Here is a 17691-nt window from a genome sequence, read left to right on the forward strand (position 1 = left end):
AAAAAGAGCAGGATTTAAACCTGCTCTTTTGCTTGTAGATGAAGCGCTTGTTGATAACGAAATAACCAAATACTCACGTCCAGTTCCATCGCCAAACTTCCACGAAATCACCCTACGAATAAGTTATCTTCAATTCGCCGCCTCACCGCGACGCTTTATTTACGTTCATTCTTTCATTCGCTTCGTTGCTAAACGGGAACCTGCACTTTTTGTTTCTTATTTTATTCTAATTCAATAAGTAGATCATCTACAGCAATACTATCGCCATCTTTTACATTCACTTGCTTAATAACTCCTGTAAATGGAGCTTGGACAGTTGTTTCCATTTTCATAGCTTCATTAATCAATAAATGGTCTCCTTTATTAACGCGCTCTCCCGATTGACAAAGAACTTTTATTACTGTCCCTGGCATTGTAGCACCAATATGTTTTTCATTAGTTTTATCTACTTTTGGCCTCATCTCAACTTCAGATTGAATGCTTTGATCTTTCACAACAATCTCTCTCGTTTGCCCATTCAATTCAAAGTATACAACACGCGTGCCATCTTCTCTAGGTTCTGAAATAGAAACAAGTTTTACAATTAACGTTTTCCCTTGTTCAATTTCTACTTCAACCGTTTCTCCAAGCCTCATCCCATAGAAGAAAGTCGGTGTATCCAATACACTTACATCGCCGTATTTGTCATGAAATTTATGATATTCCATAAAAACTTTAGGGTAAAGAGCGTGAGATATTAAATCAAAGCTAGTTACTTGTCGGTCCAAGGTCTTAAATAACGTTTCCTTTAGTTGCGTAAAGTCAACTGGTTCTAGCAATTCACCTGGACGTGTTTTGATAGGGTCCTTTCCTTTCAGAATGATTCGTTGCAATTCTGGCGGGAAACCCTGATAAGGCTGTCCAATGTAGCCTTGTGCAAATTCTATTACAGAATCCGGAAAGTCAATCGTTTCTCCACGTTCATAAATATCATCTTCTGTCAAATTATTTTGCACCATAAATAAAGTCATATCACCAATCACTTTTGACGAAGGGGTAACTTTAACAATATCACCAAACATATCATTCACTTGTCGAAACATTGTTTTTACTTCATTCCAACGATCTTCAAGCCCTACAGCTTTGGCTTGTTGCTTCAAATTACTATACTGACCTCCAGGCATTTCATGCATATAAATTTCAGTATGTGGTGCCTTCATTCCACTTTCAAAATCACGGTAGTATTCACGTATACCTTCCCAATAATAAGAAAGCTCTTCATAAGCATTTACATCCACTTTTGGTTGGCGTTCATGCCCTTCTAATGCGTGGTATAAAGTCTGTGCACTTGGTTGAGAAGTTAGACCAGCCATGGGTCCGGCTGCAACATCCACAGCGTCTACTCCGGCATCGATAGCTCGGGCATATAAATAAATTCCATTTCCACTGGTGTCGTGTGTATGCAGATGAATTGGTAAGTCAACCGTCTCTTTTAATGTAGACACCAATTGATATGCCGCTTCCGGTTTTAATAATCCTGCCATATCCTTAATACCGAGAATATGCGCTCCTGACGCTTTTAAATCTTTAGCTAAATTTTTATAATAGCTAATATCATACTTTGTTCGTCCAGTATCTAAAATATTGCCTGTATAACACATAGTAGCTTCTGCAATTTTATTATTGTTGCGTACTTCTTCTATTGCTAATTGCATGCCTTCTACCCAGTTTAGACTGTCAAAAATTCGGAACACATCAATGCCGGCTGTTGCGCTTTTCTCCACAAATTCTTTAATTACATTATCTGGGTAATTCTTATAACCTACCGCATTACTTGCACGAAGCAGCATTTGTAACAATACATTTGGCATACTTGCACGAAGCTTTAACAAGCGATCCCATGGGTCTTCTTTTAAAAAGCGGTAAGCTACGTCAAATGTGGCTCCTCCCCACATTTCGACTGAAAATAAGTTTGGAAGCAATCTAGCGGTAGGTTCCGCGATACGATGCAAATCCTTCGTACGAACTCTCGTCGCTAATAAAGATTGGTGTGCATCACGAAACGTTGTGTCGGTTAACAACACCTCTTTTTGTTCTTTTAACCACTTTGCTAACTCATCAGGACCATGTTTATCTAAAATTTGCTTTGTACCTGAAGCTATTGGGTTAGATGTATTAACATCGGGAAGCTTTAAATCATCAAAAACAGGTTTTTCTTTATTTCCATCTTTATCAACACCATTTACTGTCGTATTTCCAATATATGTTAGCATTTTCGTTCCACGATCTTTTCGTTTTGGAAATACAAATAATTCAGGTGTGTTATCAACAAATGTTGTATCATAGACCCCATTTAAGAAATTTTTGTGTAAAATAACATTTTGTAAAAATGGAATGTTTGTTTTTATACCACGTATACGAAATTCTTTTAAGTTTCTGACCATTTTTTGTGCAGCTTGATTAAAATTTAACGCCCAAGTAGACACTTTAACTAACAATGAATCATAGTGCGGTGAAATAACAGAACCTTGAAATCCATTCCCCGCATCTAATCGGACACCAAATCCACCACCAGATCGGTAAGCCATAATCCTTCCAGTATCTGGCATAAAGTTGTTCAGCGGATCTTCTGTTGTTACACGCGATTGGATAGCATATCCTGTAGTAACAATTTTATCCTGCTCCGATATACCGATGGAATCATCATGTAAACTTCTTCCTTCAGCGACTTTAATTTGCGTCTGGACAATGTCAACACCAGTAATCATTTCAGTAATCGTATGCTCTACTTGAACCCTTGGATTTACTTCAATAAAGAAGAACTCATTCTCAGTCACTAAAAACTCTACAGTACCAGCGTTTAAATAATTAACATTTTTCATTAGTTTGACCGCAGCTTCACATATTTTCATACGCAGTTCTTCAGGCAAAGATATACTTGGAGCAACCTCGACTAACTTTTGATGTCTTCGCTGTACAGAGCAGTCTCTTTCGTACAAATGAATGATATTCTCATGGTGATCTCCAATAATTTGAACTTCAATATGTTTTGGGTTTTCAATGAGCTTTTCTAAGTAAATTTCATCATTACCAAATGCAGCCCTAGCCTCAGACTTAGCACGATCGTACGCCTCCGCAAGTCCCTGCTTACTTCGAACGATACGCATACCTCGTCCTCCACCGCCTAAAGTGGCTTTAATAATGATTGGAAAACCATGATCCCTTGCAAACTGTTCCACCTCTTCCAAAGAGTTGACCGGGCCACCGCTTCCTGGTATAACAGGTAAACCTGCCTGTGTAGCTTGGTACCGAGCTTTTACTTTGTCCCCAAACATATCTAAATGATTACTTGTTGGACCAATGAAAATAATTCCTTCCTCTTCACATCGCTTCGCAAAGTTAATATTTTCAGATAAGAATCCATAGCCAGGATGAATGGCATCTACTCCTACTTGCTTAGCTAACTGGATAATACCTTCAATATCCAGATATGCATCAATTGGCTTCTTTCCTTCTCCAATTAAATACGCCTCGTCCGCTTTATAACGGTGATAGGAACTTAAATCTTCTTTGGAATAGATTGCAACAGTACGAATATTTAATTCGGTACATGCCCGAAAAACACGAATTGCAATTTCCCCTCGATTGGCAACTAATACTTTGTTGATTTGTTTAAGTTGTGCCATGTTCTCCCTCCTCGATATGCTTGTGATATGTCACGAGTATTTTGATTTTCTCCTGCTGGTTCTAATTCTCTTTTTTTAATATGCATAGCAATATTATTTAAAATCCCCATTGATATTAATAACACCAAAAGAGATGAACCGCCATAACTTACAAATGGTAATGGCACTCCTGTAATTGGTAATAAGCCACTAATGGCTCCTAAATTAATAAATGCTTGTATTCCCACCATGGAAGAGATGCCAATCGCTAATAAAGAGCCAAAGCTATCCTTCGCCTTTCTAGAGATAAACAAACCTCTAAGTACAATAATAGATAACATACCAATAACAATAACAACACCGATAAAACCTAACTCCTCAGCAACTACCGCCATAATAAAATCTGTATGCGCTTCTGTTAAATACCCTAATTTTTGTACACTTTGCCCTAATCCTTCACCAGCTAGTCCACCGTTTCCAATTGCCACATAAGATTGGATTAACTGATAGCCGTGAGATGCAGGAGTTTCAAAGGGCTGATAAGCACCCGTAAATCGGGTGAGCCGCTCATCAGTGGCCATATACGGTAACGTCATCAATAAAAACATCAAACCGATAAACAGGAGTAGGGATAAGTGCTTAAACCGGATACCTGAACTAAAAATAACCGAACATGCAATTAAGAAAACAATGGAAGCTGTTCCAATGTCCGGCTGTAAAACGATAAGTGCTAAAATAATTCCTGTAATAATGAGCGGTGGTAAGACAGCTTTACTAAATTCACGAATGTATTCCTGTTTTTTGGAATACACAGAAGCTAAGTACATAACAATCGCAAGTTTAGCAAATTCTGCCGGTTGAATTCCCAATATCCAGGATTGTGCATTGTTCACTTCTGAACCAAATAGCAACACCCCAATCAATAACAGTATTACACCTAGTATAATAGGTTTGATTAGTTTTTGATAGTAGCGATATGGAAAAGCAGAGCATAAAATAAATCCTATTAGCCCCATTCCAAAGCGGATAGATTGTTGCGTTAAATAATGATTAGCAGCATGCCCTTGAACAACAGCAAAAACCATGCTTGCACTATAAACCATTACTAAACCAAAAGCTGCTAATAAAATGGGCGTTATTATAAGTGTATAATCATAAAATTTTAATTTTTGTAGCATATTCTTCTCCCTACTAAATATGTAATACAAAAGCTTTATTCAAAACGATATAATATTTTTCAACAACAACTTTTCCGCGTGCTTATTCTATGTAATGCAAAACTACGCTTATGATGTCGACTATACTTTAAACCGAAAGCCAGTATTACAGATATCTGAAACAAAAAAACCTTGCCAGAAATTATTATGCAGGCAAAGTTTTTGCTTCTATTCGTTCTCGCAAAAACCGAAGATAAGTAGGATTATACGGAATTTTGCGCTGCTTCATGCAGAATATTTAACTTCCTCTCCAGATCTTCTAATATTTCTTTACCTTCACTTTCGCTAATTAAATTTAATCGAACAGCAAAATCAATCTCCCTGGAAAGCCCAAACATTTGTGTATCCAAGACTTCTTCGTATAATGGACATTGTGGCATGGTTAAATTATCTATTTGAACTTCTATAAGTCGCAAAATTTTGTCAGCATCAGCCTTAAGAAGGGCATGGGCTTTTTCGCGATGATTTACGGTCACCTCTTGCATCAAATCTATCCCCTCCGTTTTCAAAGCTTCTTTCTATATTATATTATCGTTAGTGCTTGCAAAATGCAAATAAAAAAATATTAATTAGGGCTTTTCGTATAGCGTGAAAAGGTTATTATTAATTGTACGTTTATTTATTTTAAACTACATTATATTATAACTTAAAAACGCGTGCTAATCGAGTAGTTTTAAATTTCTATTTCTCTCTAGCTTAACCCAAAATGAATGCAATTATCTTCAAGGTTTGCTATCCTATATAAGAATTCTACTACGAGGTGATTTAAATGATCGTGCCAATTAAAGGGAAAGTCAAATTTCCTATTACATTAGATCCTACTGTTTGGATATTCGATGATCGTAAAGTCGAATTTGAACATGCTTTTGTAAACGAGCATGTTACGGTGGATGAGGATGAAACGTTAAAACAAACATCACAAAGGTGGGAAAGAGAAATTTCTGAACAAGTAAAACCACCAGTAAATCGAAGTATAAAAAAGTATGAGCGGGAAAAAATGTTGAGTAGTTCATACGTTATTCCGTTAGAGGATTTTTTAAACCATGCAGAGATTAGCGCAAGCGCAACAGAAGCTGTTTTAATTCGCGAGCTTGAAAACGTAACCATTCCGTTGAAAGATCTGTTCAATAGCTATTTCTTATTTTCGAAGGATGGGAAGCCTCTGAAAACAGATGGACCAGTACATCTATACTATAAAGATGGTTCCAATAAACATGATCCTATTACACATATTAAAAGTGTTTCTATCCAGTAATGTAGACAATCTTTTTAACGTGGTTTATTTTACTTAAATATTTAATTGACGTTATCGCCTTTCTATAGACCTCCACTTTTGTCCTCTTCATTGTTTTTATTTGTTACTTATGAGGTCCTTAAGAAAGGTGATAACTTTTTTATTCCCAAAAATGTATGTCAATAGATTTTTGTTATTCCCCGTTCGTTAATTATTTTTCTTAAACTTTTCTATCGTCAAGTCTTATGAAGAAATAAAGCCTTCTTTTTTTCATCTTATACATTTCTTTAATGCAAAGTAATACTTCACAACCACCCAAAAGTTAGCCTGATTTTTTTCCACCTGCATATTTCCCTGATTTCTAAACAAACTAAACCTAATAACACAGTCCAAAGAGAGGAAGAATATTTACTGAACGTACAACCTCTAATAAGGTGAATAAATGGAGGAATGACAATGAGATTAGCATTTATGGGAATCACGTTTCTTAGCTTGTTTATATTTACAGCTTGTATGCAAGAAGATCGTGAAGAATCTATTACAAACGAAGAAACAAATCAGTTTGAACAAGTTAAAAACTCAGAACCAACAAAACAAAAATCGTTGACTAACAAAGAAATTGCAAACCATTTAGCAAATATTGCTAGTGGTGTACCAAATGTTAACGATGCGGTATCAATTGTAGCTGGTTCATATGCAGTAGTAGGAATAGATGTTGATAAAGACCTCGATCGTTCTAGAGTCGGTACTATTAAATATAGCGTTTCAGAAGCATTGTATAATGATCCATATGGTAAAACAGCTGTTGTGGTTGCAGACGCTGATGCTAATGAACGAATTCGTGGGATAGTGGATAAGATGGAACAAGGTCAACCTGTATACGGTTTGGTGGATGAATTAGCCGCCGTTGTTGGGCGATATATGCCAGAATTTCCTATTAACAAAAATCGACCAAAGGAAAGTGATCCAAATAAAGAGGTAATCCCTGAAGAAGAAAAAGAGCAACTTGAAGATACGGAGGAAGAACAATCCAATCATCATAAACAGAATGCATCGTGAGCTACACCAACCACTTAACAAGGATTGAAGCGGCTGTCTCACAGCAATTCAAGATAAACCTAAGAATCTTATGCTTTCCTATAGTGTAAAAAAGTTTCCGCTTATAAGCGGAAACTTTTTTATTGTGTGTGCCAGGCATGCACACATTCTCTAGGGTTCGAGTCCCGAACCACGAAGGCAGTAGTAGTGGTTAGCCTAAGACAAGGGTGTCTGGGGTGACCCAGAATCTGAAGGAAGTCGGCGGCAAATCTCCGCCCTTAGGAACACGAACTTCATAGAAGGCTAGGTGTACTTGGATGAGACTGCACAACAAGTCAAAGTCCTTACTGCCAAAGGGTACACAGAGTAAATGAAGTGGGGATATGGAGAGGAAGAATGTGTGCTTACCCCGGGAGATCTGACAGAAAAGCGGTGCACACGCCGTAACCGAACATGTAAGTGTTCGCTGAACTGTCAGAAGTCAGCCGAAGCCGTAGTACTAGATATTTCTAGGAAGGGCTGAATCATTGAAGAAGAATGGTCGCTTCGGAGTACGCAATACTTGATGAAGCAGAAACAAGAAAACCTTCCTAGTGAAGGAAGCGGTGAATCCCGTGGGGGACACTAGAAGGGCTGAGAGAAATTGCCACACAAGAAGAAAGAGCCATTCACGTAGGAGTTAGATATCATGTTGGAAAGCATTCTATCACGAGAAAACTTAATATGTGCACTGAAACGTGTCGAACGTAACAAAGGAAGCCACGGTGTGGATGAAATGCCCGTACAAAACCTACGAGCGCATCTCATGGAACACTGGGCTTCCGTTCGAGAACAACTCGAATCAGGTACCTACTATCCTCAACCCGTTCGCCGTGTCGAAATCCCGAAACCAAACGGCGGAGTGAGGAAGCTAGGAATTCCTACCGTGCTAGACCGTTTCATCCAACAAGCAATCGCACAAGTTCTAACAACCATCTATGACGCAACATTTTCTGAACATAGTTATGGTTTTCGCCCAAACAGACGAGGACATGACGCGGTTAGGAAAGCGAGAAGCTATATGAAAGATGGCTATCGCTGGGTTATAGACATGGATTTAGAGAAATTCTTTGATAAAGTACATCACGACCGATTAATGAGGAAACTGAGCCAAAAGGTCAAAGATCCGAGAGTACTTAAACTTATACGTAGGTATCTCCAAGCTGGCATTATGGAGGACGGAATCGTTCAACCAAACACAGAAGGAGCCCCTCAAGGCGGACCATTAAGTCCGTTGCTATCCAACATCGTTTTAGATGAGCTAGATAAAGAATTAGAGCGAAGGGGGCTCCATTTCGTCCGTTATGCGGACGACTGTAACATATATGTTCAATCGAGGAGAGCGGGATCGCGAGTGATGAAAAGTATCACTACATTTATCGAAGGAAAACTCAAATTAAAAGTAAATGAACAGAAAAGTGCAGTAGACCGCCCATGGAAGCGTAAATTCCTAGGATTTTCTTTCACATTCCATAAAGAGAACCCAAAGATTCGGGTTTCTAAAGAAAGTATCAAACGCTTTAAACAGCTTGTCAGAGAACTAACCTCAAGAAAGAAGTCTATGAATATGCAGGATAGAATCGCAAAGCTAAATCGATACTTAGTAGGTTGGCTAGGCTACTATCAGCTAGCAGAGACGCCCTCTATATTTGAAGTTTTGGATAGCTGGATTCGAAGAAGGATGCGAATGATACGCTGGAAAGAATGGAAGAAAGTCAAAACAAAATACAAGAATTTAATAAAACTTGGAATTAGTAAAGGAAAAGCATGGGAGTGGGCAAACACGAGAAAGGCTTATTGGCGTATAGCTAAAAGTCCGATCTTACATAGAGCATTAGGTGATCGATACTGGTCAAACCTAGGCTTAAAGAGTCTACATAAACGATATCAAACGATGCGTTGGACTTAAATGAAACCGCCGTATACGGAACCGTACGTACGGTGGTGTGAGAGGTCGGGGGTTAGTCGCCCCCTCCTACTCGATTGGTACTCACTAGTATTCGCTTCTTTATTTTCATTGTAATATTGAACGCCAAACTGTGAACCTTCCGATACCATTTTTGCATTTTCGAGTTGTTCCAAACCTCTATCCTCTGACTGATCTGGTACACCCGCCTCTTCAAAAGTAGCACGGATGCTATTCTGATAATTTTTAACTTTCCTTTTTACGTTATCTCTTTTATCTTTGTCTTTTAGAAAGTACCCAGCAACTGTAGCTCCAATTACTCCTGCGGCACCTGCAGAGTATAAATATTTTTTCTTCATTGAATCGTCCTTTCTTTTCTTCTTATATAACTTTACCCTTTCCACAATTTGCCCAAACATAAAATTGTGATATACTATTTCATAAACAAAATACGCATGCAGCTTAAAATTATTCCTAAAACATGCTGAATAGGTTATATACTTGTCCTATTTATTCTTTGACATTGAGGTGAAATTATGCAAGTGAAATGTACCATTTGCGATTCAGTTGAAAGTATTGATGATCATTGCTTTGAAGCAAAACGCTTAAGAAATAAAAGAATCCTTATGCACTTATGTCAGACGTGCTACAATAGAGTTGGAAAAAAGACGTTAGCAAGACATGCAACAGGTAAGTTCCGTTTATATTCAGAAAAAAAACCGTTGATGAATTTATATAATTAGAATATAAAAACCCCAGAAGAATTAAACTCCTTCTGGGTTTTTAACGCTCTTAAGTTTCAAATTCATTTCCATAATTATAAAACGAAATATAAAAATATAAGTTACTAGCGATTTTTTCTTTCTTGATATAAACGAAAACGATAAATTGCTAATACAAGTGATATCAAGATTAAGCTTTCCGTGATTGGAAGTTGAAATATACTAAAAATAGTTAATAAATAAACACCCAAAGCAAGCATGATATATACAATAATTGTTTTGATCAGGGTAAGCTTTCTTGCAAATCCAAGTTTAAATGAAATAATACTAAAAATTAGGTTCAAAATGTATAACGTCAAAAACATATGTTCCGTACCGAATTGTTCTAAAATAAAGTTGAACACAAAACTGAAACTTCCTTCCATAGCCATCCCCCAGTTATCAATCTCATCTCCATATTCCATCATACTAAAATATATTATATTTCGCCAGTTATAATCTTATCGAATAACGCAATACATTTTGAATTCTCACCTCTATTCATTTATACTAGAAGGTGAAGAAGAGGTGGATGGGAATGAAGAAGTTAAATATACCGATGTTGCTTTTAGCAATGCTTGTAATTGGCATGTTTGTCGGTGTAGGTGCTGCTATAGCTTATCGTAATACTTGGTTGACGGTTTTATTTTTATTATTAGGCTTTACATTGATGGGAACTGGAATTCGTTTAAAAAAAGCAAGGGAGTGACAAATCACTTCCTTGCTTTTTTTATATAATTAGCTATAATTTTTTCTTGAATACATGGATTTCCAGAAGCGACAGATGTTTTTGAAAGCATGTCGAGTGTATCGCCATCTATAGTAGTTGTTACTCCTCCAACTTCGTTAATAATAACCATTCCCGCTGCATAATCCCACGGTGACAGACTCAATGTTAAATAACTATCGATAATACCTTCTGCGACAAATGCAAATTCTAATGCCGCCGAACCGTAAGTCCTTGACCCTCTCACATCTTTTACAAGTTTTTGCATCCATTTTTCGTCAACGAGGCGGTTTTCACATAGCCAAAAGTGATTCATACTAACAATTGCTTCCTGGAAAAGGATATCATGATGAAGTTGTGGAAGCTTCTTATTATTCTTATAAGCACCTTCCCCTCTTTTTGCGCTATATAAAACATCTTCCATCACGTTATAAATAAGTCCAATTTCTCCAATACCATTATTAAAAATACCGATTGAAATCGCAAAATTTCTTTTTTGATGGACAAAATTCATCGTGCCATCAATAGGATCAATAATCCAAACGATACCATTCATAGAATCTAACTGATCACCGTAGCCTTCTTCGCTTAAAATAAAATGATCAGTAAACGTAGATTTAATGTTATTTGCCAGAAAAGCTTCGGTTGAACGATCCATCTCAGTTACTAAATCATTCGCATTTGATTTTGTATCAATAGTTAATGGATTATGAATTTGTTTCCTTATCTGCTCACCCGCTTCGTATATCCACTTTGTAGCTTGGGAAAAAATCATATCACGCTGCGCTTTGTTCATCTGTATACTCCTCCATTCAATGCTACATATAATAGTACCAAATTTTAGATACGCCGTCATGAATTGTAGCTAATAAGGGGAACTCGTTAAACGTTAATTGTTTTAATTTTTCTCACCGATTTATTTAATATCTACTCAACGATATTGGCATTTCCAAATGAAGCCTTTTTATGGGATACAACAGATGATATACATTTTACTGTGATACATGTATTTAGCAATAAGCTTGCAATGAAAATCTCATCTACATTATTCTGCTTTCAAATCTAACCATTGCTTTCTTAAGCAAATGAGCCGTTCTTTGCTTTTTATTATTTCAATTGCATCTTCTTTTTTCATCGCGTCATAAAGTGTTAACAATTCATAATCAATTTCCATACGAATGACCTGCAAATTGCCCAATGATTTTTCTTTACATAATGTTCCTAAGACGTACTTCACAATTTCACTTCCTTTCGTTAAATACTTTTTATTCCAAAACTGTACTTTAAATATATTTATGATTGGTTTTCCTATTTGGTTCGACAAGTATCATCCAGTTTCTTAAATTTATTTTCATTTAAACCCAAATATGATATATATATACAGGTTAGCCTGTTTAAAAAACACATCTTATATGCTGTATAACCAATAAGGTACGTCTTTCATCTGTGTGTTTTTCCTGATTTATCGTAAAAACCTATGAAGGCGATATCCCTATCTCTGGTAGAAGTTATGTTAATCCTTCTACTGGCACCATCATCTTTGGACGAGCAGACTGCACGTTATTCGGGATGTACTCGTTGTACTCATTAAAACAAAATGCTACTTACAACATGACGTGAATAACTTGACTTGTGCTTTTGCATATTAAATAATGATAATCAAATAGGCATAGTTTATTTGATTTAAGCAACTTTTAAAATAATAAGTGGCAAACATTATCAGTAGATATTCTTATCTGTATTGACGTACACTACATGTAGAAATAATTTTTTATGTATATACGGTTCAAACTCAGCAACTAAGCAAACAAATTTAGCATATACTATCACGATGTAAAGCTCCCTCTAATTCTTTAAAGCAGGAGTATTAACGATATATATGCTTTATAGGAAAGGACGATGATGATGACCTTTAAAGGATTTGAAAAAGTAGATTTTGATACATTTTATATTGAAGGCCTCGAAGAAAGAATGGAAGCAATTCAGACAAGAATTCAACCAAAATTCCAACAGATTGGCAATGAACTAGTAGACTTCTTAGCTGCACAACTTGGGAATGAAATGTTTCTACATATTGCCAAACATGCTAGAAGAACAGTCAATCCCCCCAAGATACATGGTTAGCTGTAGCTGATAACAAACGAGGATATAAAAAACACCCTCATTTTCAAGTAGGTGTATTCGATGATCATGTATTTGTATGGTTAGCGCTTATTTATGAGTTAGACCATAAATCAAAAATTGCACAAACCTATTTAAACCATTTTGACCAATTAAAACAACTTCCTAAAAGTTTTATGTATTCATTAGATCATACTAAAAAAGATGCCAAACCATTATTAGATTTAGATAAAAAAGATGTAGAAAGGTTCAGAGATGTGAAAAAAGCGGAATTTTTAATTGGGAAGCATTTTGCCAAACATGATGAACACATTTATGACGGAAATATCTTTATAGAGGAGTTAAAATCTACTGTTCATCCATTGATACCTTTTTATAAACTGGCTCTACAAAGCAAAACTAATTATACAAAATAAGTATCATTTATTCATTGGCCAACGTAAAGAATATTACAAAAGGAGAGAAGCTCTACAAATGCTTCTCTCCTCTACTTCATTTTTATAAAATGGTCTTCGGTTATCTTTGCATATTTAAGTACATGAAAGCTAGAATATCCCGAACCTTGTTTAAAAGTAGCAAACAACTTCTTTTCTTCACTTTTACTAGGAACTACTTGTTTAAACTTCCGGTAAGCTGCTATTATAACTTTCCTTTCTACCTTTCTTTCATATGCCTGCTCAATTAAGCTGAAAAACTGCACAACATAAATAATTTCTTCTTTTGTCCATGTATCGTCAATTGGATAGTGATAATTCAAATTACTTCCTCCATATATACGTTCATTTCATTCCCACACCTTCAGTTTAATCAAAAAAATTGAGGGCATGCAAGTATCTTCATACAAGATTTAAGAAAATGTACCCTATTCCAAGTTTCTTAACTAACATTTTTTATTATTTTACTATCTCATTTTAAAGAAGATTCTTCATTAAAATTTTTACATGGTAATAATAATTCCATTAACAAAAAACTACCTCAAGGGTAGCTTTTTATTATAATATAGTGGTTGTAGTAATGAAACAATCGAATAGTCACTTCCGGCGCTCAGCATTTGGCGACTTCACGTAATCTCCCTACGATAAGTCATCATCCGTTGTCACTAAGAGGAATACCGACTAAAAACGGGCTTGCCGTCTGACGTCAGCAAACTCCTGTTTTAGTGGCATGATTCCTTTATCTCAATAGATTCGTTCCATTAGCTACGTTACTAACCGGGCGGCTTGCGCCTTTGTTCTTATGCTTATTTATTTTCACGACACGTTGGACAAGTACCATAAAGAGTTGTTACTTTTTCTTCTTCATATTGCTCAATAATATTTTGGCAATCTTGACAAACTATTGTACCCATTAAATCCAACTCCTCTTCATATTGATAACGTATTCATATTATAATATGTCACATTTAAAAAATCAAGCCTAATTAGTATAACACTTTTTTAAATTGTGGACGATAATTACCTTTTACCATTTTGAAACAGAATTATACGATAATGCATTCCTCTGTTCTTCCTATCCTCGTTAAAGATATGAATCTTTTTATAAGGTTATTAGCGTAGATTTAGCACTTAAAAATCAAAGTACATAAAAATGGAACACTGCCAGCTCCACTTTATTTTACTGCGTAATGAAATGCTGTGAAGGGCTGCATTCGTCTTATATATGGCGGTATATACCCTCATCAAAACACTAAAAAGCCTCCACAGGAACGAATACTTCTAACTCAAATAAATATGAATCAGAAATACAACGATGTGGAGACTTTCTATGTAAAATAAATACTTATTGTTTACTTAACGTTTGAATTTGTTTAGGATCAACCATCTCATACCCTTTATCCCTCAATCCTTTAACAATATCTGCTAATGCTTCATTTGTCCATTCCCGATCATGCATTAGCAAATTGGCTCCCGGTTTTAGTAGGGAGTAATCAACCCCCGCTTCTGGGCCTTCTCCGCTTACCATTGCTTTTTTCAGTTTAGCAGCATCTTGATATGGCGCGAAATAATCATATCCATATGTCCAGTTCATAACGACCATTCCTTGTTCTTTAGCCACTTGTCTGGAGTGGTCACTATTCATACCATGAGGGGCGCGGAAGAATTTAGGGCGTTCTCCAATAACCTCTTCAATTTGATCATTCACACGAACAATTTCTTCTGTCTGTTCCTGCTCAGTCAAATCTGGTAACTTAGGGTGGCTATATGTATGGTTTCCGATAACAAAACCCATCTCATGGATTTGTTTTAGCATATCCTTTTGTTCTTCTGTTTCTAAAAAATGTCCATTCACAAAGAATATTGCATTGGCTTCTAGCTCTTTTAATGTCTTAGCCATATCCAAAGCATGCTTATCTGGTATGTCATCAATTGTTAACAAAACTACTTTTTCATTGGTATTCTCATCAATTGGTACTATCGTAGCATTGTCCGAAACCTTATACGTAGGGTTAGGGGCTTCGTTTACCGCACTTTTCTCTGTTTGGTTATCTTCTTTTTGTGGCTTTTGTTCTTCCTTACGTTGATCCTGTTTATTTTCTTCAGCCTTATCTGCATGTGTTGGTTGCGATTTTTCATCACTCGAACCGCATGCGACTATGAATAGTCCAATGAAGATGAAAGTAACCACTAGTATAGCTTTCTTCATATAGTTCCTCCTGTCCGAGCTCCTGTTAAGGTGTCAACTTCTATTATAAATTGCTGGAAAATAAATGACAACAAAAATCTACATTTTTCTTGTGGTCTAGGAAATTATAAAATTTAGCAGCTGCGAATAAACTTACTAAGTTATTTAGCCCCGTCCGGCTCCAGCGCCCAGCAACTAGGCAACTTCACTCCATTGCCCTAAGCTAAGTCATCATCGGTTCATTCTAAATAGGAAGGCCGACTAAAGACGGGCTTTCCGGAGGGCACCGGCATACTCTGTTGCAGGAGCATGATCCGTAAAACTTTCGTTGATTCGTTCTAGTCGCTACGTTGCTAACCGGGCGCCTCTGAGCCTTTGTTCTATTCACTACTACCGGCCGGCTTGTCTAGCTTTCGTCCTACAATTAAATTAAAAGTTTTAGGAGTTCTTTATTAAAATACAACGAACATTTTAGCCCATTTTAATAACGATTTTGAACTCCGTATATTTATTGAAAGAATTATTTAAATATAAAAAATCATGCAAATACACATAAATTATTTTCTTTGTTTTTTCATATAACTACAACTAGAAAATGCATGATGACACGTTTTGGGCTTTTTTAAGTATGATTAATTAGAGGGAGGATATAGTAAAACAGCAAGGTTTGTTATTTGAACAATTTTTGTGCTTATGTTTTAATACAATAAGTACGTCTACATAGTTTTCCAAAAAATAAAGATAGAAAGGATTATTTTTGTGAAGAAAGTAACGCGTGTATTCTACATTTCAGCAATTGTTGCAGTACTTTTCATAATTTGGGGAATCATTCCGGAAGACGTATTGCCAAATGCCAACTTAGACAATGTCACAACTATTATTCAAACATTTCTTGTTGAACAGTTCGGTTGGTTTTATTTATTAAGTGCAACATCATTTGTTGTTTTTGCGATCTATCTCATTTTTTCAAAATATGGCAATATTAAACTAGGCCGACCTGGTGACAAGCCAGAATACAGCTATTTAACATGGTTTGCTATGTTATTTAGTGCTGGTATGGGGATTGGTCTTGTATTCTGGGGAGCTGCTGAGCCAGTATCTCATTTTCACGATCCTCCCTTCGGGGCAGAAGAAACGGGAGATGCTGCTAAAACTGCGATGCAATACAGTTTTTTCCATTGGGGAATTCATCCTTGGGCTATATACGCTACTCTCGCCTTAGCCATGGCCTATTTTAAATTTCGCAAACAATCTCCAGGTGTTGTAAGCGCCATGCTTGAACCGCTGTTTGGAAATCGAATTAAGGGGTCTTGGGGAACAACAATCGATTTTATCGTTGTTTTTGCAACGGTATTTGGCGTATCTACTTCCTTAGGTCTTGGAGCTATCCAAATCAGTGGTGGTCTCTCATTTGTTACTGGGATGGAATCAACCATCACACTTCAATTGATCATTATTGTAATTGTTACCGTATTATATATGACTTCATCCATGACTGGACTAAATAGAGGGATGAAATATTTAAGTAATGCCAATCTTGTTTTAGCCGTATTACTTATGTTATTTGTATTATTCTTTGGTCCAACCAACTTTATAATGAATTACTTTACTACAACATTAGGTAGTTATCTCCAAAATCTCCCTAGCATGAGTCTACGTATGACTCCTTTTAACGAAGAGAACTCTACATGGCTTAATAATTGGACATTCTTTTATTGGGCTTGGTGGATTGCATGGGCGCCATTTGTAGGAACTTTTATAGCAAGAGTCTCCCGAGGTAGAACTATAAGAGAGTTTGTCTTAGGCGTACTACTCGTACCTACAATATTTAGTGCTTTATGGTTCTCTGTATTCGGGGGCACCTCGATTCATTTAGAAACTTTCAAGGGAGCAAATATCATCCAAAGCATCAATGATTTTGGTGAGGAGACAGCATTATTTACTGTGTTGGAGCACTTCCCTATGAGTACTTTCATCTCCATTATTGCTATCTTATTAATTTGTACATTTTTCATTACTTCTGCCGACTCAGCTACTTTTGTTCTTGGCATGCAGACAACTGGGGGGAAATTAGATCCTGCCAATTCAGTAAAATTCATCTGGGGTATTATTCAATCAAGTGCTGCAGCTGTATTGTTATGGCAAGGTGGCTTGAATGCTTTACAAACAGCCTCGATAATCGCAGCGTTTCCTTTTGCCATTATAATGATTTTAGTGATCATTTCTCTTGTCAAGTCCTTCCGGCAAGAAGCCAAAGACCATAACTTAGCAACGAAAAGAAAAAGCTAGAGCTCATGCTCTAGCTTTTTTTCTACAATAATAGGACATAAAATAGTAGCTTTCGTCTTAATGAAAATATTTAGGCTCTGGCATCTCCAACTT

Annotated in this window: 16 protein-coding genes and 1 pseudogene; 7 read left to right on the top strand and 10 right to left on the bottom strand. The window is 36.4% G+C overall.

The genetic code is table 11. The features are described from left to right. Nucleotides 1-221: 221 nt before the first annotated feature. From pyc to D9780_RS09785, 3 genes are all read right to left on the bottom strand, one after another. The gene (gene pyc, locus D9780_RS09775; protein WP_121639969.1) at nucleotides 222-3665 is read right to left on the bottom strand and encodes a pyruvate carboxylase; all 3444 of its coding nucleotides are present in this window, start codon (nucleotides 3663-3665) and stop codon (nucleotides 222-224) included. Then, nucleotides 3632-4822: an FtsW/RodA/SpoVE family cell cycle protein gene (locus tag D9780_RS09780; RefSeq protein ID WP_121639970.1), complete on the bottom strand. Its 1191-nt coding sequence runs from the start codon at nucleotides 4820-4822 to the stop codon at nucleotides 3632-3634. The genes pyc and D9780_RS09780 overlap by 34 nt, the downstream gene beginning before the upstream one ends. Before the next feature lie 242 nt (nucleotides 4823-5064). Next, on the bottom strand, nucleotides 5065-5346 hold the full coding sequence (locus D9780_RS09785) for an Fpa/YlaN family protein (protein WP_073005346.1): 282 nt from the start codon (nucleotides 5344-5346) through the stop codon (nucleotides 5065-5067). A gap of 284 nt (nucleotides 5347-5630) precedes the next feature. Here D9780_RS09785 and D9780_RS09790 point away from each other — a divergent pair, with 284 nt between their 5' ends. The 3 genes from D9780_RS09790 (at nucleotide 5631) to ltrA (ending at nucleotide 9081) form a co-directional block, all read left to right on the top strand. Then, nucleotides 5631-6116, top strand: coding sequence for a hypothetical protein (locus D9780_RS09790; RefSeq protein WP_121639971.1), 486 nt, complete (start codon nucleotides 5631-5633; stop codon nucleotides 6114-6116). Between the two features lie 435 nt (nucleotides 6117-6551). Continuing rightward, nucleotides 6552-7154, top strand: a complete 603-nt coding sequence (locus tag D9780_RS09795; RefSeq protein WP_073005349.1) for a YhcN/YlaJ family sporulation lipoprotein — start codon at nucleotides 6552-6554, stop codon at nucleotides 7152-7154. Between the two features lie 664 nt (nucleotides 7155-7818). Further along, nucleotides 7819-9081, top strand: a complete 1263-nt coding sequence (ltrA, locus tag D9780_RS09800) for a group II intron reverse transcriptase/maturase (RefSeq protein ID WP_121639859.1) — start codon at nucleotides 7819-7821, stop codon at nucleotides 9079-9081. On the opposite strand, the gene D9780_RS09805 is transcribed toward ltrA, so the two are convergent. Continuing rightward, on the bottom strand, nucleotides 9078-9437 hold the full coding sequence (locus tag D9780_RS09805) for a hypothetical protein (protein WP_240458803.1): 360 nt from the start codon (nucleotides 9435-9437) through the stop codon (nucleotides 9078-9080). The two genes, ltrA and D9780_RS09805, sit on opposite strands and share 4 nt — an antisense overlap. Before the next feature lie 177 nt (nucleotides 9438-9614). Between D9780_RS09805 and D9780_RS09810 the strand changes: the two genes are divergently transcribed. Beyond that, a complete protein-coding gene (locus D9780_RS09810; protein ID WP_121639972.1) occupies nucleotides 9615-9821 on the top strand; it encodes a YlaI family protein in 207 nt (68 codons plus the stop codon). 104 nt (nucleotides 9822-9925) lie between these two features. Here D9780_RS09810 and D9780_RS09815 read toward each other — a convergent pair whose 3' ends face one another. Continuing rightward, nucleotides 9926-10225 carry a YlaH-like family protein gene (locus D9780_RS09815; protein ID WP_073005355.1) on the bottom strand — a complete coding sequence of 100 codons (300 nt, stop codon included), beginning with the start codon at nucleotides 10223-10225 and terminating at the stop codon, nucleotides 9926-9928. Nucleotides 10226-10377: 152 nt separating this feature from the next. Between D9780_RS09815 and D9780_RS21090 the strand changes: the two genes are divergently transcribed. Beyond that, nucleotides 10378-10548, top strand: a complete 171-nt coding sequence (locus tag D9780_RS21090; protein WP_162985833.1) for a DUF5325 family protein — start codon at nucleotides 10378-10380, stop codon at nucleotides 10546-10548. A gap of 4 nt (nucleotides 10549-10552) precedes the next feature. Here D9780_RS21090 and D9780_RS09820 read toward each other — a convergent pair whose 3' ends face one another. Further along, complete coding sequence (locus D9780_RS09820) at nucleotides 10553-11362, bottom strand: inositol monophosphatase family protein (RefSeq protein WP_121639973.1); 810 nt, start codon at nucleotides 11360-11362, stop codon at nucleotides 10553-10555. 249 nt (nucleotides 11363-11611) lie between these two features. Continuing rightward, complete coding sequence (locus tag D9780_RS09825) at nucleotides 11612-11803, bottom strand: hypothetical protein (protein WP_084723531.1); 192 nt, start codon at nucleotides 11801-11803, stop codon at nucleotides 11612-11614. 668 nt (nucleotides 11804-12471) lie between these two features. Here D9780_RS09825 and D9780_RS09830 point away from each other — a divergent pair. After that, nucleotides 12472-13103, top strand: a pseudogene (locus D9780_RS09830) (YktB family protein). Between the two features lie 71 nt (nucleotides 13104-13174). Here D9780_RS09830 and D9780_RS09835 read toward each other — a convergent pair. The 3 genes from D9780_RS09835 to D9780_RS09845 all read right to left on the bottom strand — a co-directional run bounded on the left by D9780_RS09835 (nucleotide 13175) and on the right by D9780_RS09845 (nucleotide 15330). Beyond that, nucleotides 13175-13444 (bottom strand): UPF0223 family protein, encoded by a 270-nt coding sequence (locus D9780_RS09835; RefSeq protein ID WP_073005359.1) that lies wholly within the window; start codon nucleotides 13442-13444, stop codon nucleotides 13175-13177. Between the two features lie 483 nt (nucleotides 13445-13927). Continuing rightward, nucleotides 13928-14035: a GapA-binding peptide SR1P gene (locus D9780_RS09840; RefSeq protein ID WP_073005361.1), complete on the bottom strand. Its 108-nt coding sequence runs from the start codon at nucleotides 14033-14035 to the stop codon at nucleotides 13928-13930. Between the two features lie 431 nt (nucleotides 14036-14466). After that, nucleotides 14467-15330 carry a polysaccharide deacetylase family protein gene (locus D9780_RS09845; protein WP_121639974.1) on the bottom strand — a complete coding sequence of 288 codons (864 nt, stop codon included), beginning with the start codon at nucleotides 15328-15330 and terminating at the stop codon, nucleotides 14467-14469. 738 nt (nucleotides 15331-16068) lie between these two features. Here D9780_RS09845 and D9780_RS09850 point away from each other — a divergent pair. Then, nucleotides 16069-17598 (top strand): glycine betaine uptake BCCT transporter, encoded by a 1530-nt coding sequence (locus D9780_RS09850; RefSeq protein ID WP_073005365.1) that lies wholly within the window; start codon nucleotides 16069-16071, stop codon nucleotides 17596-17598. Nucleotides 17599-17691 lie beyond the last annotated feature (93 nt).

The organism is Virgibacillus sp. Bac330, from assembly GCF_003667845.1.
GTDB lineage: Bacteria > Bacillota > Bacilli > Bacillales > Amphibacillaceae > Virgibacillus > Virgibacillus chiguensis.